The 21,727-nt window shown below is 63.6% G+C and carries 25 protein-coding genes; 12 read left to right on the forward strand and 13 right to left on the reverse strand.

Features of this window, described 5'->3' with window-relative positions:
- Window positions 1-4 precede the first annotated feature (4 nt).
- Entirely contained in the window at window positions 5-745 is a 741-nt protein-coding gene (locus IB262_RS05990) for an SDR family NAD(P)-dependent oxidoreductase (protein WP_034803992.1), read from the forward strand.
- A 108-nt stretch (window positions 746-853) separates the two neighbouring features.
- Here the strand turns inward: IB262_RS05990 and pssA are convergent, their stop codons facing one another.
- The 4 genes from pssA to IB262_RS06010 form a co-directional block, all read right to left on the reverse strand.
- On the reverse strand, window positions 854-1,729 hold the full coding sequence (gene pssA, locus IB262_RS05995) for a CDP-diacylglycerol--serine O-phosphatidyltransferase (protein ID WP_051659665.1): 876 nt from the start codon (window positions 1,727-1,729) through the stop codon (window positions 854-856).
- Between the two features lie 9 nt (window positions 1,730-1,738).
- Complete coding sequence (locus IB262_RS06000; protein WP_060522117.1) at window positions 1,739-2,437, reverse strand: phosphatidylserine decarboxylase; 699 nt, start codon at window positions 2,435-2,437, stop codon at window positions 1,739-1,741.
- A gap of 178 nt (window positions 2,438-2,615) precedes the next feature.
- A complete protein-coding gene (locus IB262_RS06005) occupies window positions 2,616-4,502 on the reverse strand; it encodes an ABC transporter ATP-binding protein/permease (protein ID WP_034804301.1) in 1,887 nt (628 codons plus the stop codon).
- 205 nt (window positions 4,503-4,707) lie between these two features.
- On the reverse strand, window positions 4,708-6,471 hold the full coding sequence (locus IB262_RS06010) for a LysM peptidoglycan-binding domain-containing protein (protein ID WP_112975728.1): 1,764 nt from the start codon (window positions 6,469-6,471) through the stop codon (window positions 4,708-4,710).
- A gap of 244 nt (window positions 6,472-6,715) precedes the next feature.
- Between IB262_RS06010 and IB262_RS06015 the strand changes: the two genes are divergently transcribed.
- Window positions 6,716-7,336, forward strand: a complete 621-nt coding sequence (locus tag IB262_RS06015) for a TIGR00730 family Rossman fold protein (protein ID WP_034804006.1) — start codon at window positions 6,716-6,718, stop codon at window positions 7,334-7,336.
- Between the two features lie 68 nt (window positions 7,337-7,404).
- On the opposite strand, the gene rarD is transcribed toward IB262_RS06015, so the two are convergent.
- From rarD to cysS, 8 genes are all read right to left on the reverse strand, one after another.
- Window positions 7,405-8,337, reverse strand: a complete 933-nt coding sequence (gene rarD, locus IB262_RS06020; protein ID WP_034804008.1) for an EamA family transporter RarD — start codon at window positions 8,335-8,337, stop codon at window positions 7,405-7,407.
- A 215-nt stretch (window positions 8,338-8,552) separates the two neighbouring features.
- The gene (gene cimA / locus IB262_RS06025) at window positions 8,553-10,169 is read right to left on the reverse strand and encodes a citramalate synthase (RefSeq protein WP_060522115.1); all 1,617 of its coding nucleotides are present in this window, start codon (window positions 10,167-10,169) and stop codon (window positions 8,553-8,555) included.
- Between the two features lie 24 nt (window positions 10,170-10,193).
- Entirely contained in the window at window positions 10,194-11,162 is a 969-nt protein-coding gene (gene pip, locus IB262_RS06030) for a prolyl aminopeptidase (protein ID WP_034804012.1), read from the reverse strand.
- Window positions 11,163-11,164: 2 nt separating this feature from the next.
- On the reverse strand, window positions 11,165-11,686 hold the full coding sequence (locus IB262_RS06035) for a GFA family protein (protein WP_034804013.1): 522 nt from the start codon (window positions 11,684-11,686) through the stop codon (window positions 11,165-11,167).
- A complete protein-coding gene (locus tag IB262_RS06040) occupies window positions 11,659-12,135 on the reverse strand; it encodes a GFA family protein (protein ID WP_034804014.1) in 477 nt (158 codons plus the stop codon). Before IB262_RS06040 ends, IB262_RS06035 begins: the two co-directional genes overlap by 28 nt.
- Window positions 12,132-12,623, reverse strand: coding sequence for a GFA family protein (locus IB262_RS06045; protein WP_034804016.1), 492 nt, complete (start codon window positions 12,621-12,623; stop codon window positions 12,132-12,134). The genes IB262_RS06040 and IB262_RS06045 overlap by 4 nt, the downstream gene beginning before the upstream one ends.
- A gap of 12 nt (window positions 12,624-12,635) precedes the next feature.
- Window positions 12,636-13,019 carry a VOC family protein gene (locus IB262_RS06050; RefSeq protein WP_112975729.1) on the reverse strand — a complete coding sequence of 128 codons (384 nt, stop codon included), beginning with the start codon at window positions 13,017-13,019 and terminating at the stop codon, window positions 12,636-12,638.
- Window positions 13,020-13,126: 107 nt separating this feature from the next.
- Entirely contained in the window at window positions 13,127-14,518 is a 1,392-nt protein-coding gene (cysS, locus tag IB262_RS06055) for a cysteine--tRNA ligase (protein ID WP_060522113.1), read from the reverse strand.
- 414 nt (window positions 14,519-14,932) lie between these two features.
- Here cysS and IB262_RS06060 point away from each other — a divergent pair, with 414 nt between their 5' ends.
- Window positions 14,933-15,076 carry a hypothetical protein gene (locus IB262_RS06060; protein ID WP_164475065.1) on the forward strand — a complete coding sequence of 48 codons (144 nt, stop codon included), beginning with the start codon at window positions 14,933-14,935 and terminating at the stop codon, window positions 15,074-15,076.
- 20 nt (window positions 15,077-15,096) lie between these two features.
- Here the strand turns inward: IB262_RS06060 and IB262_RS06065 are convergent, their stop codons facing one another.
- Entirely contained in the window at window positions 15,097-15,876 is a 780-nt protein-coding gene (locus IB262_RS06065) for an SOS response-associated peptidase (RefSeq protein WP_112975730.1), read from the reverse strand.
- 58 nt (window positions 15,877-15,934) lie between these two features.
- Between IB262_RS06065 and IB262_RS06070 the strand changes: the two genes are divergently transcribed.
- The 9 genes from IB262_RS06070 to IB262_RS06110 all read left to right on the forward strand — a co-directional run bounded on the left by IB262_RS06070 (window position 15,935) and on the right by IB262_RS06110 (window position 21,618).
- Window positions 15,935-16,408, forward strand: a complete 474-nt coding sequence (locus IB262_RS06070; protein ID WP_060522112.1) for an NUDIX domain-containing protein — start codon at window positions 15,935-15,937, stop codon at window positions 16,406-16,408.
- Entirely contained in the window at window positions 16,405-16,857 is a 453-nt protein-coding gene (locus IB262_RS06075; RefSeq protein WP_112975731.1) for a TIGR02301 family protein, read from the forward strand. Before IB262_RS06070 ends, IB262_RS06075 begins: the two co-directional genes overlap by 4 nt.
- Before the next feature lie 158 nt (window positions 16,858-17,015).
- On the forward strand, window positions 17,016-17,285 hold the full coding sequence (locus IB262_RS06080; RefSeq protein ID WP_089043914.1) for a hypothetical protein: 270 nt from the start codon (window positions 17,016-17,018) through the stop codon (window positions 17,283-17,285).
- Window positions 17,286-17,300: 15 nt separating this feature from the next.
- The gene (locus IB262_RS06085; protein ID WP_112975732.1) at window positions 17,301-18,095 is read left to right on the forward strand and encodes a hypothetical protein; all 795 of its coding nucleotides are present in this window, start codon (window positions 17,301-17,303) and stop codon (window positions 18,093-18,095) included.
- Window positions 18,096-18,250: 155 nt separating this feature from the next.
- Entirely contained in the window at window positions 18,251-19,099 is an 849-nt protein-coding gene (locus IB262_RS06090; protein ID WP_060522110.1) for a folate-binding protein YgfZ, read from the forward strand.
- Window positions 19,096-19,704 (forward strand): HD family hydrolase, encoded by a 609-nt coding sequence (locus IB262_RS06095; RefSeq protein ID WP_060604183.1) that lies wholly within the window; start codon window positions 19,096-19,098, stop codon window positions 19,702-19,704. The genes IB262_RS06090 and IB262_RS06095 overlap by 4 nt, the downstream gene beginning before the upstream one ends.
- Window position 19,705: 1 nt before the next feature.
- Window positions 19,706-20,245: a tyrosine phosphatase family protein gene (locus IB262_RS06100; protein WP_034804033.1), complete on the forward strand. Its 540-nt coding sequence runs from the start codon at window positions 19,706-19,708 to the stop codon at window positions 20,243-20,245.
- Window positions 20,193-21,215: a hypothetical protein gene (locus IB262_RS06105; RefSeq protein ID WP_060580943.1), complete on the forward strand. Its 1,023-nt coding sequence runs from the start codon at window positions 20,193-20,195 to the stop codon at window positions 21,213-21,215. Before IB262_RS06100 ends, IB262_RS06105 begins: the two co-directional genes overlap by 53 nt.
- 157 nt (window positions 21,216-21,372) lie before the next feature.
- Window positions 21,373-21,618, forward strand: coding sequence for a hypothetical protein (locus IB262_RS06110; RefSeq protein WP_077961811.1), 246 nt, complete (start codon window positions 21,373-21,375; stop codon window positions 21,616-21,618).
- The last annotated feature ends 109 nt before the right edge of the window (window positions 21,619-21,727 follow it).

Below are 21,727 nucleotides of genomic sequence, written 5' to 3' on the forward strand. Positions count from 1 at the left end.
AAAAATGACGATCGATCTCAAAGGCCGGGTGGCCGTGGTCACCGGCGCATCGCGCGGTATCGGCTATTTCACCGCTCTCGAATTGGCCAAGGCCGGAGCCCATGTGGTTGCCTGCGCCCGCACCGTCGGCGGTCTCGAAGAACTCGACGACGCGATCAAGGCGGCGGGCGGCTCGGCGACGCTGGTGCCCTTCGACCTTGCCGACATGCCGGCGATCGACAAGCTCGGTGGCGCGATCAACGAACGCTGGGGTAAGCTCGACATCCTCGTTGCCAATGCCGGCGTGCTTGGCACGATCTCGCCGATCGGGCATGTCGAGGCGAAGGTGTTCGACAAAGTGATGAACATCAACGTCAACGCCACCTGGCGGCTGATCCGTTCGCTCGAGCCGCTGCTGATCAAGTCGGATGCCGGCCGTGCGCTGATCCTGTCGTCGAGCGCTGCACACAAGTGCAAGCCCTTCTGGGGGCCCTACTCCGCTTCGAAGGCTGCCGTCGAGGCTCTGGCCCGTACCTGGGCCGGCGAGACGCAGCGCCTGCCGCTGCGCATCCTCTCGGTCGACCCCGGCGCCACCCGTACCGCGATGCGCGCTCAGGCGATGCCGGGCGAGGATCCGGAAACCGTGCCGCATCCTTCGGAAGTCGCAGCCAAGCTGCTGCCGCTGGTTGGCCCCAACCAGACCGAGACCGGCAAGCTCTACATCGTGCGCGAAGACAAGATTGTCGACTACCGGCTGCCGGAATAAGCTTCGTCACACCGCTCAAATGAGAAAGGCCACCGTGTCGTCACGGTGGCCTTTTTATTTTGGGCATTGCCGGTCGGAAAGCCGATTCACGCCGCTCGCGGACTTGCGTTAGTCCTTGTCGCCCGGCAGGCCGTCGCCGCCGGTCGAAGGATGGGCCGGCCAGTCGCCGCCATATTTGCGCTGCCAGGATCGCGCGCCGAAGGGCAGCGTGATCAGGTAGCCAAGCGCCGTCACCGCCATCGTTTCCCATGTGTAGGTCATCAGCGTCGCGACGTAGAAGACGACGCCGAGGATCGCCGGCAGAACGAGGTCGCGGCGCACGCGGCTGTTTTCCGACTTGCCGGACCAGACAGGCAGACGGCTGACGAGCAGGAAGGCGATCAGCACCGTGTAGGCGGATGCGATGAGCGCGAAGGTGCGTTCTGGCGCCAGGCCCAGGAGGCCGAGATAGACCGGCAACAGCACCAGCATGGCGCCCGCGGGCGCCGGCACGCCGACGAAATATTCCGACTGCCAGGACGCCTTGACCTGGCGCTCCGCCATCACGTTGAAGCGGGCGAGCCTCAGGCCCATCGCGATCGCGTAGATCAGTGCCGCGATCCAGCCGATCGAACGCGCCTGGTCGAGGATGAAGACATAGAGCACGAGGGCCGGCGCGACACCGAAGTTGATGATATCGGCGAGCGAATCCATCTGGCCGCCAAAGTTCGACGTCGCCTTCAGGGCGCGCGCGACACGGCCGTCGATGCCGTCGAGAAAGGCGGCGAGCAACACCATGGCAACGGCAAGCTCGATGCGGTTTTCAAAGGCGAGCCGGATACCCGAGAGGCCGGCGCAGATCGCGAGCACGGTGATCAGATTGGGGATCATCAACCGCAGCGGGATTTCGCGCAGCCGTGGGCCGCGCGCGGTATCGCTCGAGCCGCTGGCGTCCTCGGACGCCTGCCGCGTGTCGATCGGTTTTTCCTGTTCAGAGCCTTCCATAGACACTCCTTATGCGCGGCGGCTGATGACCGGGCCCTTGACCGAGCCAAACTCGGCGAGCACGGTTTCGCCCGCAACGGCAGTCTGCCCGACGCTGACGCGCGGCTCGGAGCCGGCCGGCAGGAACACGTCGAGACGCGAGCCGAAGCGGATCAGGCCGAAGCGTTCACCGGCCTCCAGCGAGCCGTTCTCATACTTCCAGCACAGGATGCGGCGGGCAACGAGACCGGCGATCTGAACGACGCCGATGGCGCCGTGTTTTGTATCGATCACCAGACCGTTGCGCTCGTTCTCCTGGCTCGCCTTGTCGAGCTCGGCATTGACGAACTTGCCGGCGCGATAGGCGACGCGGGTGATGGTACCGGCCATCGGCGCGCGGTTCACGTGGCAGTTGAACACATTCATGAAAACGGAGATGCGCAGCATCGGTTCCGAACCGAGGTTCAGTTCTTCCGGTGGCAGGACCGTCGCGATCGACGACACGCGACCGTCGGCCGGGCTGATCACCAGATCGTCGTCGAGCGGCGTCATGCGCTCGGGGTCGCGGAAGAAGTAAGCGCACCACGCGGTCAGCACGAAGCCGATCCACATCAACGGCTCCCACAGGAAGCCAAGCACCAGCGACACGACGAAGAAGATCGCAACAAAGCGGTAGCCTTCCTTGTGCACCGGGACGAGCGTGTTGCGGATCGTATTGACCAGGCTCATGAACTCTACTCCAGATTTTCCGTGGAACGTGATCGTTTTCTATAAGTTAGCGCGGGATGCGGACGGAAAACCGCAAACGCTTTTCCTGCCCCCGCTCTAGCGCGAAATGTCCCGGCGGGCAACGCTGCCCGCCCGGTAGCGACAAAACGCGTCGCGCTCAGCAAAGAAAAAGACACCATCAAACCGCCGGCTCGCCGCGGGTGACGATGCCGAGATCGTCGCTCTCGCGCACGCGCTTCAGTTGCTCTTCGGCCTGCGTCGCTTCGCGCTGGCGGCTCCACATCGAGGCATAGAGGCCGTCGCGATCGATCAGCTCGCCATGGGTGCCGCGCTCGGCGATGACGCCATCCTTCAGCACGATGATCTCGTCGGCATTGATGACGGTCGAGAGCCGGTGCGCGATGACAAGCGTCGTGCGGTTTCGCGAAACGACGTCGAGTGCCGACTGAATCTCCTGCTCCGTGCGCGTGTCCAGTGCCGAGGTCGCCTCGTCGAGGATCAGGATCGGCGGCGCCTTGAGAATGGTGCGGGCGATCGCAACGCGCTGCTTCTCGCCGCCCGAAAGCTTTAGGCCCCGTTCGCCGACCATGGCCTGGAAGCCCTCCGGCAGGGTGCGGATGAACTCGGCGATCTGCGCGGCTTCGGCCGCCGCCTCAACTTCGGCTTCGCTCGCCGAAACGCGGCCATAGCGGATGTTGTAGGCGATGGTGTCGTTGAAGAGCACCGTGTCCTGCGGCACCATTCCTATCACCGAGCGCAGGCTCTTCTGCGTCACTGTGCGCACGTCCTGGCCATCGATGGTGATCGCCCCTTCCTGCACGTCGTAGAAGCGATAGAGCAGCCGCGAGAGCGTAGACTTGCCGGCACCGGAGGGGCCAACGACGGCGACCGTCTTGCCGGCGGGCACTTCGAAAGTGATGCCCTTCAGGATCGGACGCGCCGCGTCATAGGCGAAATGCACATCCTTGAAGGCGATGGCGCCCTTGCCGATGACAAGTTCGCTCGCATTCGGGCGATCCACCACTTCGGCGCGCACGTCGAGCAGGTCGAACATATGCTCGATGTCGGTGAGCCCCTGACGGATTTCGCGGTAGACGAAGCCGATGAAGTTGAGCGGGATCGCAAGCTGGATCAGCATGGCGTTGATGAAGACGAAGTCACCCAGCGTCTGCTCGCCACGCTGCACGGCAAGCGCTGACATGATCATCATCACGGCCGTACCGGCGCCGAAGATCAACGCCTGGCCGAAGTTGAGCCAGCCGAGCGACGTCCAGACCTGGGTCGCCGCCGCCTCGTAGCGTTCCATCGACTTGTCGAAGCGACGGGCTTCCATCTCCTCGTTGCCGAAATACTTGACCGTCTCGAAGTTCAGCAGCGAGTCGATCGCCTTGGTGTTGGCGTCGGTGTCGCTGTCGTTCATCGAACGGCGGATGGCGATGCGCCAGTCGCTCGCGCGCACGGTGAACCAGATGTAGAGCCAGACGGTGACGGCGGTGACGAGGAGATAGCTGAAGCCGTAGCCCCACCAGAAGATCACTGCCGTCAGCAGGAATTCGATCAGGGTCGGAACGCTGTTGAGGATGGTGAATCGGACGATCGTTTCGATGCCCTTGGTGCCGCGCTCGATGACGCGAGAAAGCCCACCGGTGCGCCGCTCCAGATGGAAGCGCAGCGACAGCTGGTGCATGTGCACAAAGGTCTTGTAGGCCAGTTGCCGGACCGCGTGCTGACCGACGCTTGCAAACAGCGCATCGCGCAGTTGGTTCAAGCCGGCCTGCAAAAGACGCGCGAGGTTGTAGGCAAGCACCAGCATGACCGCGCCGGTCATGAACACGGGCAAAAAGCCCAGGACATCCGGCTTGCCGTTCAGCGCATCGGTTGCCCATTTGAAGGAATAGGGAACGAGGATCAGGACGACCTTGGCGATGATCAGAATGACCGTCGCCCAGATCACCCGAAGCTTGAGATCGGCCCTGTCCGATGGCCACATGTAGGGCCAGAGATTGGCGATCGTATGCAAGGGATTGCTGGTATCGGCCGAAACGGTTTTCTTCTGGGGTGCCACGTTCTGATCCGCTCTTACGTTTGCGCGCTTGGAGGCAGATTGTTGCGCATCCAAGCTCTGCGCCGAGCCTTCCCTGTAAACGAAGACCTGCGGCGCCGTCATCACCGTTCAATGAAAAGCGGCGCCCTGTCGAAGGCGCCGCCCTTGGTCTGGAGATAAGCATCCGTCGCAGCCGCCGCAATGTCGGCGGCCGCCGATCGGCTGCTTATTGCTCTTGTTTCATGTGCTTCTTGTGAATTTCCCGCGATTCGTCGTCCGGCAACGCCTTGTCCGGCACGCCGAAGACCTGACCCGGGCGAATGCGGTCCGGATCCTCGATCTGGTCCTGGTTGGCGAGATAGATCGTGGTGTAGCGCAGGCCTGCGCCGTAGACGCGACGCGAGATCTGCCACAGCGTATCGCCGCGACGGATGATCACCGAACTCTTGCTCTCCTTGAGCGGAGCCTGCTCGAGCGTCTGGGGCTGGTCGGGCGAGGCTGCAACGGCCGCGGTTTCGGTCGCCGGCTGCGCCGGTGCAGCGTCGTTTACAACTGCGCTTCCAGCACCCATTGCCTTTGCCAGTTCGCCCGGAGCCGGGGCATTGTTCTTCGGCTGGGCCTTCTCGGGCGACGCCGGCGTGGCGCTGCCCTGCTCGGCAAGGACCGCACCAACCGTTTCATCAACCTTGGCAAGTGCCGTCGCCACGCTCGATGCGTCCTGAGGTGCAGCCTTCAGCGCCGCGAGCGCACTTGCGGAGGCCTTTGCGGCCCGCGTCGCGGAAGCGACGAGCGTCTGGTCGGAACTGTCGGCGAGGCGGAAATCGGCAAGCGACTTCAACGCGATCTCGGTCGCCGAACGGGCGGCGGCCAGTTGCTCGCCGTTCGGCACCTTGCCATTGGCATAGAGACCCTTCAGCAGCGCGAGCGCCTTTCCAGCTTCCGCACGCAGGCCATCGAGACCCGCGGTTGCGGACGGCGTGCCCGAAGGTGCCACGGCCGCGACCTGCGATCCGGCGGGCCGGTCGAAGGGAACCGAAGCGCGCATCACGACCTTGGTGCCATCCTCGTTCAGCATGTCGGCCCGAATGATGTGGCTGCCCACCGTCAACTCGATCTGGCCGTCGACGACGAAGTGGCCCTTGTCGTCGGCCTTCATTTCGCCGACGAGCCTGTCGTCGGCATAGACGCGGACCAAGGCGCCTGCCTTGGCGCTGCCGGCAACGAACATCTTGCTGCCTTCGATCTCGACGGCGCTCACCTGCAGGCCCGGCACGCCAGAAAGCTTGGCCGGCGCAGTAGCGGTATCGACCGCCTGCGGCGTTGCGGAAGCAACCTCGGCCGGCTTGGCGTCCACAGCCGCTGTCCCCTCCACCGTATCCGGCGTCGTGATCAGCCGGCTCGCCATGCCGGGCTTCGAGACCATGGCAAGCAGTTGACCGGACGGATCCTTGGGAACAGAAACGGTCGCGACCTCCTCGGAGCGCTTCACCGCACCGTTTTCGCCGGTGCTGCGCAGCGTGAGCTGATGGTCACCCGCCGGAAGCGGATCGTCGAAGACCGCGGCAAAGTCGCCGGTCGCGCCGACATCAGCGGTGCCGACCACCGTATCGCCGCTCAGGATCTCAAGCTTCGAATTCGGCTGGGCATGGCCGGCGATCACCGTCGAGCCATCGGGCTCCACGCGCAACACATCGAAACCGGGAATGGCGGGATCGGTTGCAGGCGCATTGGCGGCAGTCGCCGCGTCGGCCTTCGACTGTTCCTGCTGCGGCGCAGCATCCGTCTTCGCTGTCTCGGCAGAGGCGCCAGCCGCCTGCGGGCCACCGGTCGCAGGCGTCGCCTCGGTCGACTGTGTCGCGGTACCTGCCGCCTGCTCCGCCGCCGGCTTCTGGCCGTCGTCGCGCAAGTTCGGTTGAATTACGAATACCATCAACGCTGTTGCTGCCACGAGGACAGAAATGGCCACCCAGCCGGCCTTATTTTTGATCATGCCACTCTCCACACGGAGCGGAGCAACGCTCCGCGCATGCCCTCTCATCGGCCTGCGGTGCGGGCTTGCGCCGTCATTATAGCGCAACAGCAAGCAACTCGTCCGATTTCTTCAATCAATCACTGAAATTGCTAGCGATTCGCGATTCGGCATACAAGCAGCCGAAGGCACGGCAACCCACAGAAAGCCGGGTTTCCCCTCATTTTTCTTGACCCATGCTGCGCTGCAATGTTTTTTGGGGGGCATGAGCACCGAGAACAGCACGATTCGATCCATCTGCGTCTATTGCGGTTCACAGCCGGGACGCGACAATGCCTACATGGAGGCCGGCCGCGCGCTCGGCCGCTCCATCGCCGATCACGGGCTGCGCCTGGTCTATGGCGGCGGCACACGCGGCATCATGGGAGCGGTCGCCAGCGGCGTGCTTTCCAACGGCGGCGAAGTCACCGGGATCATCCCTGAATTCCTGATGGACAAGGAAGCGACCCGCCATTCGCTCGGCCAACTGAACGAACTGATCGTCACGGCCGACATGCACGAGCGCAAGCACACGATGTTCGAACGCGCCGACGCCTTCGTGGCTCTGCCGGGCGGCATCGGCACGCTTGAAGAGATCGTCGAGATCATGACCTGGGCGCAGCTCGGCCGTCACCGCAAGCCGATGGTCTTCGGCAACATCAACAATTTCTGGAGGCCGATGATGGACCTCCTGCAGCACATGCGCGAAGAGGGCTTCGTCCACACGGCGCATCTGGTGCAGCCGCTCGTCGTCAATGACGCCGCCGACATCGTGCCGACCATCCTGGCGGCCGCCAACGGCGGCAACGGCCGCGACGGCGAAGCCGAGATCATCTCTAAGCTTTGAGAAACCTGTTCAGCCAACAAAAAAGGCGCGCCCCCGGCGCGCCTTTTTTGTTTCTATTGCAACCGACCTTATTCGGCGGGGCTTGCCTGCAGGGCGCGGCGCGCCCTGCTTTCAGCCAGCATCGCGCCGGTATAGATCACCAGCGCCGCCCAGATCAGGCCGAAGGCGATGAGCTTTGCCGTACCGAAGGGCTCATGGAAGACGAAGACGGCGATCACGAAAATCATCGTCGGCGCGATGTACTGCATGATGCCGATGGTCGAGAGGCGCAGGAGCTTGGCGCCATTGGCATAGATCATCAGCGGCACGGCCGTGACGATGCCGCAGGACAGCAGCCACAGGACGTCGGCCATGCCGGTGTCGCCGAAATGGCCCTGCCCCGTCGTCTCCAGCCAGATGATGTAGCCGATGGCCGGAACGCTCAGCAGCAGGACTTCCAGGAAGAAGCCTTGGTTGGGGCCAACCGGCAGGGTCTTGCGGAAGAAGGCGTAGAAACCCCAGGACAGGCAGAGGCCGATCGACACCCACGGCAGACCGCCGGCATCAAAGGCGAGCACGGCGACGGCGGAGGCAGCGAGCGCGATTGCGACCATCTGCGCCGGGTTCGGCCTCTCCTTCAAAAGCACGGCGCCGAGGAAGATCGAGAAGAGCGGATTGATGTAGTAGCCGAGCGCGGTTTCGATGGCGCGGCCCGCCCCGATTGCCCAGACATAGATGCCCCAGTTGATGGTGATGAGCACGGCGGTCAGTGCGGCCATGCACAGCATGCGCGGCGAGCGCAGTGCCGTCTTGATATCGTCGGTGCGCCCGAGCCAGAGCAGCACGAGACCCGCGAGCGGCACCGACCACACGATCCGGTGTGCCACCACTTCCGGCGCCGGGATATGGGCGACAGCCTTCATGAAGAACGGCAGGAAGCCCCAAAGCAGATAGGCGGTCAGCGCGAAGGCAAAGCCTTGTGCGGAATCGGTATTTTCGGCGGGTGCTTTCGGCTCGGCCATATCATCTTTTCCTGGTGTTTTGCCGGAGAGCCCTGGCGGCAATGGCCGCTCACCGGTCAGAAGGGAGGGCACAGCCAGTCGGCCGGCACGATCTCCCATTGGTGCGTCCTACCCCAATGGCCGGTGATGCACCAATTCATTTCCGTGAAGGGAGAATGAGTTTTGCTCACCCTCCCCCGGCCAGTTCATCAGCGTTACCGGGCCGATCGCCGAAATTACTCGGCGGCGATCAGCCCGACGTGGTCGCGGTTCTTGAGCAGCTTGAAGACGATGCTGTCCATCAGCGCCTGGAAAGACGCATCGATGATGTTGTCGGAGACCCCCACGGTCCACCAGCGTGCGCCCGTGCCATCGGTCGATTCGATCAGAACGCGGGTGATCGCCTCGGTCCCGCCATTGAGGATACGGACCTTGTAGTCCGCGAGCTCCAGGTCTTCGATTTCCGACTGGTACTTGCCGAGATCCTTGCGCAGCGCCAGGTCGAGCGCGTTGACCGGGCCGTGGCCTTCGGCGACCGACATCATCGTCTCGCCGTCGACTACCACCTTCACCACCGCTTCCGACACCGTCTTCAAATGGCCGTTGGCGTCGAAGCGACGCTCGACCATCACCCGGAAGCTTTCCACGTGGAAGAAATCCGGCACCGTGCCGAGAATGCGGCTGGCGAGCAGCGCGAAGCTCGCATCCGCCCCTTCATAGGCATAGCCGGTCGCTTCGCGTTCCTTGACGATGGCGATCAGCTTGTCGAGCTTCGGGTCGTCCTTGCTGACGACGATGCCGCGGCGCTTCAGCGCGTTGATGAAATTGGCCTTTCCGCCCTGGTCGGACACCATGACCTTGCGCAGGTTGCCGATGCTTTCCGGCGCCACGTGCTCATAGGTGCGCGGATCCTTGAGCAATGCCGAAGCGTGGATGCCAGCCTTGGTTGCAAAGGCCGACGCGCCCACGTAAGGCGCCTGCTGATCTGGCGAGCGGTTCAACAGTTCGTCGAAGGAATGAGCGAGCTTCGTCAGCTCCAGCAAGCGGTCGGCATCGATCGCCGTTTCGAAGCGGCTGGAATAGGTCTCTTTCAAAGCAAGCGTCGGGATCAGCGTGACGAGATTGGCGTTTCCGCAGCGTTCGCCAATGCCGTTCAGCGTGCCCTGGATCTGGCGTACGCCGGCCTCGACCGCCGCAAGCGAATTGGCGACCGCCTGGCCGGTATCGTTATGGGCGTGGATGCCGAGATTGGCGCCGGGCACGCCGGCAGCGATCACGGCCGCAACGATCTCGCGCACCTCCGGAGGCTGCGTGCCGCCATTGGTGTCGCAGAGGACCACCCAGCGCGCGCCGGCGTCAAAGGCCGTCTTCGCGCAGGCGAGCGCATAGGCGGGGTTGGCCTTGTAGCCATCGAAGAAATGCTCGCAATCGACCATCGCCTCGCGACCGGAGGCGACCACCGCCTCGACCGAGGCCCGGATGTTGTCGAGGTTTTCCTCGTTGGTGCAGCCGAGCGCTACTTCGACGTGATAGTCCCAGCTCTTGGCGACAAGACAGATGGCGTCGCTCTTAGCCGCAAGCAGCGCCGCGAGGCCCGGATCGTTCGACGCAGAGACTCCTGCACGCTTGGTCATGCCGAAGGCGACGAAGGAGGCCTTCTGGGTACGCTTGCGCCCGAAGAACTCCGTGTCGGTCGGGTTCGCGCCGGGATAGCCGCCTTCGATATAGTCCATGCCGAACTGATCGAGCAGGCCGGCAATCGCAATCTTGTCCTCGACGGAAAAGTCGATGCCGGGCGTCTGTTGCCCGTCTCTCAGCGTCGTGTCGAAGAGGTAGATGCGTTCCCTGGTCATGGCTCTCGTCCAAATATGCTCGGTTTACTTTTGCTCGGTCTTGCCTGCGAACTGGTCCGTGGCGCGGATCAGCCGGTCGAGGATGCCCGGCTCGGAATAGGCATGGCCTGCTCCCTCGACCAGATGCAGCTCTGATCCCGGCCAGGCCTTGTGCAGCTGCCAGGCGTACTTCGCCGGGCACGGCATGTCGTACCGCCCGTGGATGATGACGCCGGGAATGCCGTGCAGCCGGTGGGCGTCGCGCAGCAATTGGCCCTCTTCCATCCAGCCGGCATTGACGAAGAAGTGGTTCTCGATCCGCGCGAAGGCGTCAGCATAATCGTCGTCGGCGAAGGGCTCGCTGGTTGCGAGCTCCGGCAACAGCGTGATCGTCTCACCCTCCCAGATGCTCCAGGCCTTGGCGGCCGCAAGGCGTGTCGCCTTGTCCTCGCTCATCAGGCGGCGATGATAGGCGTGCATCATCTCGTGGCGCTCGTTCTCGGGAATGGGCGCGATGAAACGCTCCCACTTGTCCGGGAACATCTCCGAGACGCCGAACTGGTAGTACCAGTCGAGCTCGGCCTTGGTCAGCGTGTAGATGCCACGCAGCACCAGTTCGGAAACCCGTTCCGGGTGCTTCTCGGCATAGGCAAGCCCCAGCGTCGATCCCCAGGAACCGCCGAAGACCAGCCACTTGTCGGCGCCGGCCATCTCGCGCAGCCGCTCGATATCGGCGACGAGATGCCAGGTGGTGTTGGCTTCGATCCTGGCATTCGGCGTCGACTTACCGCAGCCGCGCTGGTCGAACAGCGTTACGTCGTAGAGCGTCGGATCGAACAGGCGGCGGTGGTTCGGCGAGATCGTGCCGCCTGGCCCGCCATGCAGGAAGACGGCAGGCTTAGCGCCCGGCGTGCCGGCCTTTTCCCAATAGATGGTGTGACCGTCGCCGACCTCGAGGTGGCCCGACGCATAGGGTTCGATTTCCGGATAAAGCGTACGCAGAACAGTCGTCATTTTCAGTCTTTCGTGAGCGGCCAGTGCACGGTGTCGTAGTCGGGATGCTGGCGGTTGGTTTCGAGAACGATCAGATGGCGGGTCGCCGAGACCTCGCTACCGTCATCCGTCTCCCTTGGTGGCAAGCCCGCGAGCCGTGAGAACCATATGACGCGGGATTCGACGCCGGACTGGTAAACGGGCTGTACGTCATCGGGGTCGTCGAGCGAGCCGAGCGCGATGTTGATGAAGTTCTCGTCGGGCATATCGTAGAACAGCGGCGTGCCGCAATCGCTGCAAAAGCCGCGGCGCACCAGATGCGACGAGCGGAACCAGGACGGCTGGCCCCGGGTAATGTCGAACGTGTCTCGGGACGCATTGGCGAGCGGCATGAAATAGTTCCCGGTCGCCTTCTGGCACATACGGCAATGACAGATATGCGGGTCCGCAAGCACGCCCTCGGCGCGGTAGCGCACGGCGCCGCATTGGCATCCGCCCGTATAGATGCGCGCGATGGTCACCGGAATGCTCCCGAGGGATGCCATTGATCGGTCTCGTGGTCGGGATGCTGGAACGAGATGATGCTTTCCTGCCTGGCGTAAAAATCCTGATCCTCAAGCACCGGCTGCTCGAAGATCGTATCGACCCAGGGCAGCCGCGAGGCGTGGTTGACCTGGATTTTCGGCGCCAGATCGGTGCGATCGTCAAAGGTGCCGATGGCGATCTCAAGGCCACCCGGATGCCGATAGGTCATCGGCGTTCCGCATTTCGGGCAGAAGCCGCGGTCGATGTTGACCGAGGACTGGAAATAGCTCGGTTCGTCCCGCACCCATTCGACGCCATCCTTCGGCGCCGTCACCAGCGCCGAGAAGAACGAGCCGAACTGTTTCTGGCACATGCGGCAATGACAGATCGACGCGCGTCCGAGTTCACCCTTGATCCGGAAGCGGACCGCGCCGCATTGGCATCCACCTGTTCGAACGTTTTCGGTCATCGCTTCTCCTCCGGGGGCCAGGTCTCGGTGTCGTGGTCGGGATGCTGATAGGAAACGAGATTGGTCAGGAACTCGATCGCGTCCGGATCTTCCAGCGTATGAACGCCAGGCAGATCGGCAACGTGATCGACATAGGGCAGCTTACCCTCGACTCCCCATTGGATGGTCGGCACGATGCCTTGCGGCTCGTCGAAGGCAGCGATCGCCAGCGCCATGCCATCCGGTGCCTCGTAGGTCAGCGGCGTGCCGCAATCGGCGCAGAAGCCGCGTCGCGCGGCGTTTGACGACTGGAAGCGCTTGGGCTCTCCGCGGGTCCAGGTCACATGCGCGCCGCGAACCGAAACCAAGGGCATGTAGAAGTTGCCGCTCGCCTTCTGGCACATGCGGCAATGACAGACGGATGCGTCACCGAGCTTGCCCTCGACGCGGAAACGGACCGCGCCGCATTGGCAGCCGCCGGCATAATGGGGCCTGTTGTCGAGACTCATCGCAACTCCTCCTTAGCCCGGCGCGTGGCAGACGGCTTCGATATTGTTGCCGTCGGGATCGAATACGAAGGCCCCGTAATAGTCCGGGTGGTAGTGCGGTCTCAGCCCCGGCTTGCCGTTGTCACGTCCGCCGGCGGCAATCGCCGCTTCATAGAAGGCATCGACCTCGGCGCGGCTGCGCGCCGAAAAGGCGTAGTGGCGGCCCGGGCCTGCCGCGGCCGTCTCATGCAGCCAGAAAACCGGCCGCTCGCGGCCATATCCGCCGACCTTCACGCCGCCGGTGTGCTCCAACGGCACCATCATCAGCAAGGAGGCGCCAAGCGGAGCAAAGGCCTTGTCGTAGAACGACTGCGCCCGGTCGAAATCCGCGACGGGAATGCCCGTATGGTCGATCATCGCACGAACTCCTCTTTCATGCATGCGCTCCGCTTTCCGCTGCCCTTTCAGATGCCCTGTCCGAACCGATCAGAGGGATCGGACAGGGCTCTGGGGGCGGCCCACCGTCACCGTTTGATATCCCAGGTCGTCACCCGCTCGCCGGTTGCCGGATCCTTGCCGTCCTTCAGCTGAACACCGCGCGCCAGCAGATCATCGCGGATCTTGTCGGCTTCCGCGAAGTTCTTCGCCTTCAGCAGTTCCAGACGGGCCCGCACGCGGCTGTCGATGTCGCGGACCAGCCCCTCGTCGAGTTCGACCGCCTGCGGCACCACGCCGATCAGCGCAGCACTTGCTGCGAAGGTGCCGAGCAGTTTCGGATCGGTCGCCGCCTTCTGGGCAAGCGCATGGACCGCCTGGACGGCTGCGACGGTGTTGAGGTCGTCGGCAAGTGCGGCGACCACGGCCGGGTCGGCCTCACCCGTGGCGTCACCCGGCACCGGCCACTTGGAGAGCAGATGCTCTGCCTCTTCCAGCCGCTTAACCGAAAAATCGATCGGCTCGCGATAGTGCGTCATCAGCATCGCGAGCCTCAGCACGTCGCCCGGCCACTGGCGGCCGGCGAACTTTTCCGTGTGCAGCAGTTCGTAGATGGTGACGAAGTTGCCTTCGGACTTCGACATCTTGCGGCCTTCGACCTGCAGGAAGCCGTTGTGCATCCAGACATTCGCCATCACCTCGGTGCCATGGGCGCAACGGGATTGGGCAATCTCGTTTTCGTGGTGCGGGAAGATGAGATCCAGCCCGCCGCCGTGGATGTCGAAGACCTCGCCGAGATAGCGGCTGCTCATGGCCGAGCACTCGATGTGCCAGCCGGGACGGCCCCTGCCCCACGGGCTTTCCCAGCCTGGTTCGTTGTCGCCGGAGAGCTTCCACAGCACGAAATCGCCGGGGCTTTTCTTATGCGCCTCGACGGCGACGCGGGCGCCGGCCTGCTGTTCGTCGAGGTTGCGCTTCGAGAGCTGACCGTAGTCGGCCATCGACTTGGTATCGAACAGCACCTCGCCGCCCGCCTGGTAGGCGTGGCCCTTGACGATGAGCTTTTCGATGATGTCGATCATCTGGGCGATGTTGTCGGTCGCCCGCGGCTGGACATCAGGATCGAGGCAGCCGAGCGCCCTGGCATCGTCGAGAAACTGCGTTTCGGTCTTCTCCGTCACCCGGCGGATCGCGTCGTTGAGCGGCAGGGTCGGATAATCCCGCAGCGCCCGCGCGTTGATCTTGTCGTCGACGTCGGTGATGTTGCGCGCATAGGTGACGTGATCCGCGCCATAGACATGGCGCAGCAGCCGGAACAGGACGTCGAAGACGATGACCGGCCGGGCATTGCCGATATGGGCATAGTCATAGACCGTCGGGCCGCAGACATACATGCGAACGTTGTCGGGATCGATCGGCTTGAACTCGATCTTCTCCCGCGTCAGCGTGTTGTACAGCTTCAGTGTCGGCGTTCCGCCCATTGCCATTCTCCAAGATGCATACGACCGTAAAATACCGCGCCCGGGAGGCCCGCGCGTTTGTCATCTTGGATTTTAGGAGACGAAAACGGCCAGGCCAGCGGAGCGCTAGCGAATAATGTTCCGGCAGATAATGCAGATAACCGTTTTCATGGCCTCACTTATCGCGCGTCACCCGATTTCGGTCAAGAGGTCAGCCGCGTGCAAGCACAGCCGACTATCGAAAGGATTCCGCGGTCATGGATTTGTCATGATTAGGCTTATCTGAGATCGCCATGCGGAAAACAGATTCGCGGTGTAGTTGGTAGCACACCACGAAATCCTGTCTCCGGAGAGCGAGGAGGAGCGTCGCTTTCGTGAAGACGTGCGAAAGCGGCAGTGTATCCGGTTCGGGAAAGCATCAAGGAGTGAGTGCAAGTGAAAGCCGCAAAGACCAAAGACATCACCAAATCCGCCAACCTCGTCGAACAGTATCGCCCGCTCGGCCTGAAGGCCGTACTTGCCGCAGCGTTGCAGGTGAAGGCGAAGCCGGCTGGCAAGCTGACCAAGCGGCCAGCCTGACGGTTCCGACGCTCTTTTCCTTAAAAGAGAGACATCTGCCCGCCATCGGGCTCGGTCGGCTTGCCCTTGCCCTTTAGCTGGGCATTCGCAACCGACCTGGGCGTGACGGCATCCTGGATTTCGGGACCGGTGTTGACGACCTTGTTGACCTTGTCCGAGACAGGGATCGCCTCGAAGTAGTCCTCCGCGACGGGGCTGAAGAGATCGGCAACCTCGCGCGGCTCCTGCGTCTTGCAATCCAGCCAGCGGGCAAAATCCTCGGGCTGGATGACGACCGGCATACGGTCATGGATCTGCCGGATCGAGGCGTTGGCAGCCGTCGTCAGGATGGCCGCTGTGTCGACCTCGGAGCCGTCGGCCGAGGACCAGGTTTCCATCAGCCCGGCGAAAGCGACGATGCCGCCCTTCCGCGGGCGCACCCAATAGGCCTGCGACGGCTCGCGGCTGCCTTTCGGCGGCCGACGCCATTCGTAAAAACCGGAGGCCGGCACGAGAACGCGCCGGTGCCGCATGGCGGCGCGAAACGAGGCCTTGTCGATTGCCGATTCGGCCCGCGCATTGATCAGCAGCGGAAAGTCACGCGGGTCTTTCACCCAGCCCGGCATAAAGCCCCAACGCACGAGCACCGCCTTGCGCTCCGGCAGGTTGCTGCCGGGTGCCGCGCGCTCGCCGGCCACGACAACCATGATCGGCTGGGTTGGCGCGATATTGAAGCGCGCCGGAAAGTCGTCGCTTTCCAGCAGGCTGAACAATTCCATCATTTCGTCGGGGGTCGCCGTCAGCGCAAAACGTCCGCACATGACATCGATGTGGCACTTCACGTAGGATGGGTCAACGCTACCGAGACGATTTGATTCCCTGATGCCGACCAAGCCCGAACTTGCTTCCTCCGTCATTCTAGAACGCGACGGCCGCTATCTGCTCGTTCGCCGGGCCAACCCACCGTCGGCCGACATGTACGCCTTTCCGGGCGGCCGTGCCGAGCCCGGCGAGACGCCGGCGGAGACAGCGCTTCGCGAATTGTTCGAAGAAACCGGCATCAAGGCGCGCGATCCGGTGCTGTTTGAAATCTACGATCTGCCGGGCAAGGAATCCGAAGGGCGACACTTCCTGCTTTCGGTGTTCAGGGCCGAGGCGGATGCCGACGCGGTGGCCGTCGCCAGCGACGACGCGGCAGGGCTCGGCTGGTTCACCCCTGAGGAGATCTTCGCCCTGCCGATCCCCGACAGCGTGCGCGAATGTGTGGAAAGGCTCTCCGGCACCGGCGCGAACGCCGCGACATCAGGCGACGGCCTTGAAACCGCCGACAATTCGGGCTTGATGAAATCATGATCCCTGTCCCGATCCTCGCAAGGCTTACGCTCGCTGCAATCGCCCTGACGGTCGCCACTGGTGCGGCGGCGCAAAAAACACCGACGAAAGAGCCGGCCAAGACCGAGACCGCAGCCCCTGCCCCGGCCGCTGTGGAAGAAAAGCCGACGCCCTATGACCAGCGGCTGGTTCGACTCTCGGAGATCCTCGGCTCCGTGCACTACCTCAGGAATCTCTGCGTCAAGGAACCGGAAGACGTCTGGCGCCGCTCGATGCAGGATCTGATCGACAAGGAAACCGCCACCGAAGTCAAACGACGCGAGCGGATGACTGCCGCCTTCAACCGCGGGTACCGCACCTTCGCATCGGTCTATACGAGCTGCACAGGCCCTGCGATCGTCGCCGAACAGCGATATCGTGCCGAAGGGGCAACACTTGCGTCAGAAATCGTCGCCCGCTTTGGAAATTAGCAATAAATTAACCTCTTTTCTCACGACCCCGTGTCGTTTCGGGAAAAGGCTGCTAAGTTCGTTAAGAGAGTGGTAAGAAGTGGCGAGTCCGTCACGGTCGTTCAGTCGGAGTTCAGCCGAACGGCCATAAATTGAACCGCTTGCACAATGGAAGTCGCATGGAACGAATGATGGAACCAAGCCTGACCGACATCGATGACATGATCGTCCACGAGAAGATGCAGGCTGCGCTGGAACACCAGAGCGAGGCCTGGGCGGACGGAATGGCCGACGGTATCGAGCCGGAAATCATCGCCGATGCGGCCATTGCCCTTGCCATGCGGGAAACCGTTCGGCTTCATGGCGAAGACGGCGCCGAGGCAATGCTCAATTCGCTTCGCGAGCGCGTGCTCGCCGGCGAATTCTCGCCCCAGCGCACGATTCAGTAATATCAGGACTGCCCGATGCATCGGAATCTTGCAAACCGGACCCTTCCGGTTCGCCTCGCCACACTGCTGTTGGCCGGTGTCGCCTTGACCACCCCGGCAGCGGTTCCCCCCGCCTTCGCTCTCAGCGAATTGCAGGGCGCGCCGCAACCCGTTCCGGCCGAGCAACAGCCTGCCGCCGGCGACCAGAAGGCGACGCCGCCTGCCGCCGAACCCGTTGCCGAAGAGCCGGATGAGGAAGAGACGCTTCCGCTCGAAATCCCGATGCCCGACCCGCTGATCAACAAGTCGGCGACAGCCACGAAGGAAGACGCTCCCGAAGCCGAAGAACCGGAGCCGACCGGGCCTGTCGAAGTCCTGACCGACGTTTCCAAGATTCCGGCGCCGGTCGCCCGCATGCGCGAGCTGATCGTCGAGGCGGCGGCTTCCGGCGACATCGAGCGGTTGCGCCCGTTGCTCGGCAAGGGCCCGAACCAGACCCAGGTCACCGGCGTCACCGGCGATGAAGACCCGGTGTCGATCCTGAAGAGCCTTTCGGGCGACCAGGAAGGCGTCGAAATTCTCGCGATCCTGCTCGACGTGCTGTCGACCGGCTTCGTGCTGGTCGACAAGGGCACGCCGCAGGAGGCCTATGTCTGGCCCTATTTTGCAGAAAAGAAGCTTTCGACGCTGACGGCACCGGAAAAGGTCGACCTGTTCCGCCTGGTCACCGCCGGCGACTTTGCCGACATGGAAGAATTCGGCAGTTACAACTTCTATCGCGTCGGCATCATGCCGGACGGCAAGTGGAAATTCTTCATCGCCGGCGACTGAGCGTCGGCGACCTGCTTGCCGATGACAGCCGAACATCCTACCTCTTCGCCAAGAGATCGCCGGTGAGACCGGGGCCTGAGTCGGCCACGGCTACCAGGTGATCGTTTGCTAGGTTAGCGCGGGATTCTCCCCTCCCGTCGAACAGGATTCGAACGATGCCCAGAGTTCGCCTCGACGATCGTGCGATCGTCTCCATTTCCGGCAAGGACGCCGAAGATCTTCTTCAGGGACTGATCACCACCGACCTCGACGCGCTTGCGCCCGACGAGGCGCGTCCTGGCGCGCTTCTGACGCCACAGGGCAAGATCCTGTTCGAGTTCCTGATCTCCCGCGACGGCGATGGCCTAAGGCTGGAAACGGCACGCGACCAGGCCGAAGCGCTGCTGAAGCGCATGACGATGTACAAGCTTCGCTCGGCAGTCGAGCTTTCGATCAGGGCTTCCGACGCCGTCACCGTGATATTCGACGAAGCAGCACCGACGGGTGCCTATCGGGACCACCGTTTCGAGAAGGCGGGCGTTGCGCTCTTTCGCGCCTATGGGGAAGCCACCGGCGACACGGCCGGCGCAGAAGACCTCGAACGGCTGCGGATCGCGGCGGGCATTGCGAATGCCGGTGCCGATTATGCGGTGCAGGACGCATTCCCCCATGACGTGCTCCTGGACAAAAACGGCGGCCTCTCCTTCAAGAAGGGCTGCTACGTCGGTCAGGAAGTGGTGTCGCGCATGCAGCACCGCAGCACGCCGCGCCGCCGGGTCGTGATCGTTTCGGCGGACGCCGCCCTTCCTCCCACGGGAACGACGATTACGGCGAACGACAAGGCGATCGGCGCGCTGGGCACGGTGCAGGGCAAGTCGGCGCTCGCGATCGTGCGCATCGACAAGGCCGGCGAAGCCATGGCGAACGGGATCCCGCTGCTCGCCGGCGACGTGCCGGTGACAATGGTTCTGCCCGAATGGACCGGCCTCACCTTCCCGACCAGCACGGACGAGGCAAGCGCGTGACGACGGCCCGCGCCTGGCAGCGCATGCTTTCCGGCCGAAGGCTGGACCTGCTCGATCCCTCGCCGCTCGATGTCGAGATCGGCGACATCGCCCATGGCCTCGCCCGTGTTGCCCGGTGGAACGGCCAGACCGCCGGCGATCATGCCTTCTCCGTCGCCCAGCACAGCCTGATGGTCGAGGATATTTTTCGCCGCAGCAACAAGTGCAGCACCGACGATTGCCTGCTGGCGCTTTTGCACGACGCGCCGGAATATGTGATCGGCGACATGATCTCGCCGTTCAAGGCGGTGGTCGGCGGCGGCTACAAATCGGTCGAGAAGCGGCTGGAAAGCGCCATCCACCTTCGTTTCGGCCTGCCGCCGCATTGCTCCAAGGAATTGAAGGACCGGATCAAGAAGGCCGATCATGTCGCGGCCTATTTCGAAGCAACGGTGCTTGCCGGCTTCTCCGTTGAAGAGGCGCGCAAGTTCTTCGGCCAGCCGCGCGGCATCACCCGCGAGACGCTGCTGATCGATCCCTTGCCGGCGGTCGAGGCGCAGCGCCTGTTCACCGAACGGTTCCTCACGCTGGAAGCGCAGCGCGTGCCCGCGCGCGCGGAAATCTGACATGCCCGGCATCATCGTTTCTCCGCTTTCCCGCATCGCCGAAATGGCCGTCCGCCATGGCTGCACCGAGATGATCAGCCTCGTCGCCAAGGGCCAGGATTTCCATCGCCCCGGCGTCATCGCCAAGGCGCGACATCTGACGCTCGGCATGAACGACATCACCTTTGCCGGCACCGGCGACCTCATTGCGCCGCAGGAAGACCATGTCCGGCAGATCGTCGCCTTTGCGCGCGAATGGGACCGTGCACGGCCGCTCCTCGTTCATTGCTGGATGGGTGTTTCGCGATCGCCCGCGGCCGCCCTCATCGCCGCGCTCGCGGCCGAGCCGGACCAGGACGACGCGGAGCTGGTGCAGCGGCTGCGCCGCGCCTCGCCCTATGCGACCCCCAACAGCCGGCTCGTCGAAATTGGCGACGGCGTGCTCGCGCGCAATGGAAGGCTGATCGCCGCCGTTCGCGCGATCGGTCGCGGCGCGGATGCAGACGGCAATGCACCGTTCCTTCTGCCGCTTGCTTCCGAAGGAGCAGCCGTTGCCGATTGAGACGCAGCCGACAACGGTCGAGATCGGCCTCAATGCGGCGATCGTCGCCGTCGTCAACCGCAGCCCGCGCATCCTCGCCGTCAGCGAAAGTGACGGCGATGCGCGTGACAGCCTGCCCTTCGGTCCCTTCGATCCGGCGCTCCACCGGACCTTTGAGACGAGCCTGCGCGATCGCGTCGAAAAGCGTACGGCGCTGAAGCTCGGCTATATCGAACAGCTTTACACCTTCGGCGATCGCGGCCGTCAGCGGCTGCCGGGCGAAGAAGGCAAGCACATGGTCTCGGTCGGCTATCTGGCCCTGACGAGAACCGATGCCGAAAACACCGAACGGCTGGCCGAAGCCGGCGCGCATTGGCGCGACTGGTACGGCTACCTGCCCTGGGAGGACTGGCGGCAGGGTCGCCCGGCGGTGCTGGACCAGGCGCTCCTGCCGGCACTTGCCCGCTGGGAAACAGGTGTGTCCGGTGACGACCGAGCCGCCCGGATTGCCGGGCGCCGGGCGCGCATTCGCCTGGCCTTCGGCCTCGGCGATTTTCCCTGGGACGAGGAACGCGTGCTGGAGCGCTATGAGCTGCTTTACGAGGCAGGGCTCGTGCCCGAGGCGGCCATCGACGGCCACGGTAATGGCAACGACGTTCTGACCGCCGGGCTGGCGATGCGCCATGACCATCGCCGCATCGTCGCCACGGCAATGGCGAGGCTGCGCGGCAAGATCAAGTACCGGCCGGTCGTCTTCGAACTGATGCCGCCCGAGTTCACGCTGACCGATCTGCAGGCAACCGTCGAGGCGATCTCCGGGCGCCACCTGCACAAGCAGAACTTCCGCCGCCTGGTCGAAGGGGCCGAACTGGTGGAGCCGACGGGGATGACGCTGTCTTCCACCGGTGGGCGGCCGGCCGCCCTCTTCCGCTTCCGCCGCCAGATCCTCGACGAGCGCCCCGCCCCGGGGCTCAAGGTCGGCGGGCGATGATCGCAGCCACCGATCCCTGAACGGCGGATCGGCACCTAAAAACCTCCAGCAGAACGCCCTACATGTGCGGGGATGATGCTATAATCGGCGGCAGCGGGACGCGACCGAACTTTCGCTGCCCGCAAATCATGCGGCGTTTACGACCGAGGTGACAACCATGCTGCTCGTCCTGACCCTGCTTACGTCGCTGCTCGGCACCTCGCCCCAATCGGGAACCGACGAAAAGCCGAAGATGCCCGACTACTTCAAGAACCAACAGGGCGGCGGCATGCAGCCGCAGACAACCATCTGCAATCTCAACAGCCAAGACCTGAACGGGCAGTTCCGGACCTGCCGCTACGACTGCGGCACGCAGATCACCGTCGGCGAACGTTTCTCCTGCCCGTTCATCATGCAGCGTTGACGTTCAAAACCTCGGTTAGCTTCTGAAAAGACGCAACTCCGGACGGAAAACCGCTTCGCACTTTTCCTGGCGTTGGCCTCTTTTGGGCGCAACTCCGGACGGAAAACCG

Origin of the sequence: Ensifer sp. ENS02 (genome assembly GCF_014851885.1) — a bacterium.
In the GTDB taxonomy this organism is placed as follows: domain Bacteria; phylum Pseudomonadota; class Alphaproteobacteria; order Rhizobiales; family Rhizobiaceae; genus Ensifer; species Ensifer adhaerens.

Bases quoted from the DNA above. Each gene is read 5' to 3' on its own strand.
- IB262_RS05990 (WP_034803992.1), top strand. From the start codon at position 5: ATGACGATCGATCTCAAAGGCCGGGTGGCCGTGGTCACCGGCGCATCG.
- pssA (WP_051659665.1), bottom strand. From the start codon at position 1,729: ATGGAAGGCTCTGAACAGGAAAAACCGATCGACACGCGGCAGGCGTCC.
- IB262_RS06000 (WP_060522117.1), bottom strand. From the start codon at position 2,437: ATGAGCCTGGTCAATACGATCCGCAACACGCTCGTCCCGGTGCACAAG.
- IB262_RS06010 (WP_112975728.1), bottom strand. From the start codon at position 6,471: ATGATCAAAAATAAGGCCGGCTGGGTGGCCATTTCTGTCCTCGTGGCA.
- IB262_RS06015 (WP_034804006.1), top strand. From the start codon at position 6,716: ATGAGCACCGAGAACAGCACGATTCGATCCATCTGCGTCTATTGCGGT.
- rarD (WP_034804008.1), bottom strand. From the start codon at position 8,337: ATGGCCGAGCCGAAAGCACCCGCCGAAAATACCGATTCCGCACAAGGC.
- cimA (WP_060522115.1), bottom strand. From the start codon at position 10,169: ATGACCAGGGAACGCATCTACCTCTTCGACACGACGCTGAGAGACGGG.
- pip (WP_034804012.1), bottom strand. From the start codon at position 11,162: ATGACGACTGTTCTGCGTACGCTTTATCCGGAAATCGAACCCTATGCG.
- IB262_RS06035 (WP_034804013.1), bottom strand. From the start codon at position 11,686: ATGGCATCCCTCGGGAGCATTCCGGTGACCATCGCGCGCATCTATACG.
- IB262_RS06040 (WP_034804014.1), bottom strand. From the start codon at position 12,135: ATGACCGAAAACGTTCGAACAGGTGGATGCCAATGCGGCGCGGTCCGC.
- IB262_RS06045 (WP_034804016.1), bottom strand. From the start codon at position 12,623: ATGAGTCTCGACAACAGGCCCCATTATGCCGGCGGCTGCCAATGCGGC.
- IB262_RS06050 (WP_112975729.1), bottom strand. From the start codon at position 13,019: ATGATCGACCATACGGGCATTCCCGTCGCGGATTTCGACCGGGCGCAG.
- cysS (WP_060522113.1), bottom strand. From the start codon at position 14,518: ATGGGCGGAACGCCGACACTGAAGCTGTACAACACGCTGACGCGGGAG.
- IB262_RS06065 (WP_112975730.1), bottom strand. From the start codon at position 15,876: ATGTGCGGACGTTTTGCGCTGACGGCGACCCCCGACGAAATGATGGAA.
- IB262_RS06075 (WP_112975731.1), top strand. From the start codon at position 16,405: ATGATCCCTGTCCCGATCCTCGCAAGGCTTACGCTCGCTGCAATCGCC.
- IB262_RS06080 (WP_089043914.1), top strand. From the start codon at position 17,016: ATGGAACGAATGATGGAACCAAGCCTGACCGACATCGATGACATGATC.
- IB262_RS06085 (WP_112975732.1), top strand. From the start codon at position 17,301: ATGCATCGGAATCTTGCAAACCGGACCCTTCCGGTTCGCCTCGCCACA.
- IB262_RS06090 (WP_060522110.1), top strand. From the start codon at position 18,251: ATGCCCAGAGTTCGCCTCGACGATCGTGCGATCGTCTCCATTTCCGGC.
- IB262_RS06100 (WP_034804033.1), top strand. From the start codon at position 19,706: ATGCCCGGCATCATCGTTTCTCCGCTTTCCCGCATCGCCGAAATGGCC.
- IB262_RS06105 (WP_060580943.1), top strand. From the start codon at position 20,193: ATGCACCGTTCCTTCTGCCGCTTGCTTCCGAAGGAGCAGCCGTTGCCG.
- IB262_RS06110 (WP_077961811.1), top strand. From the start codon at position 21,373: ATGCTGCTCGTCCTGACCCTGCTTACGTCGCTGCTCGGCACCTCGCCC.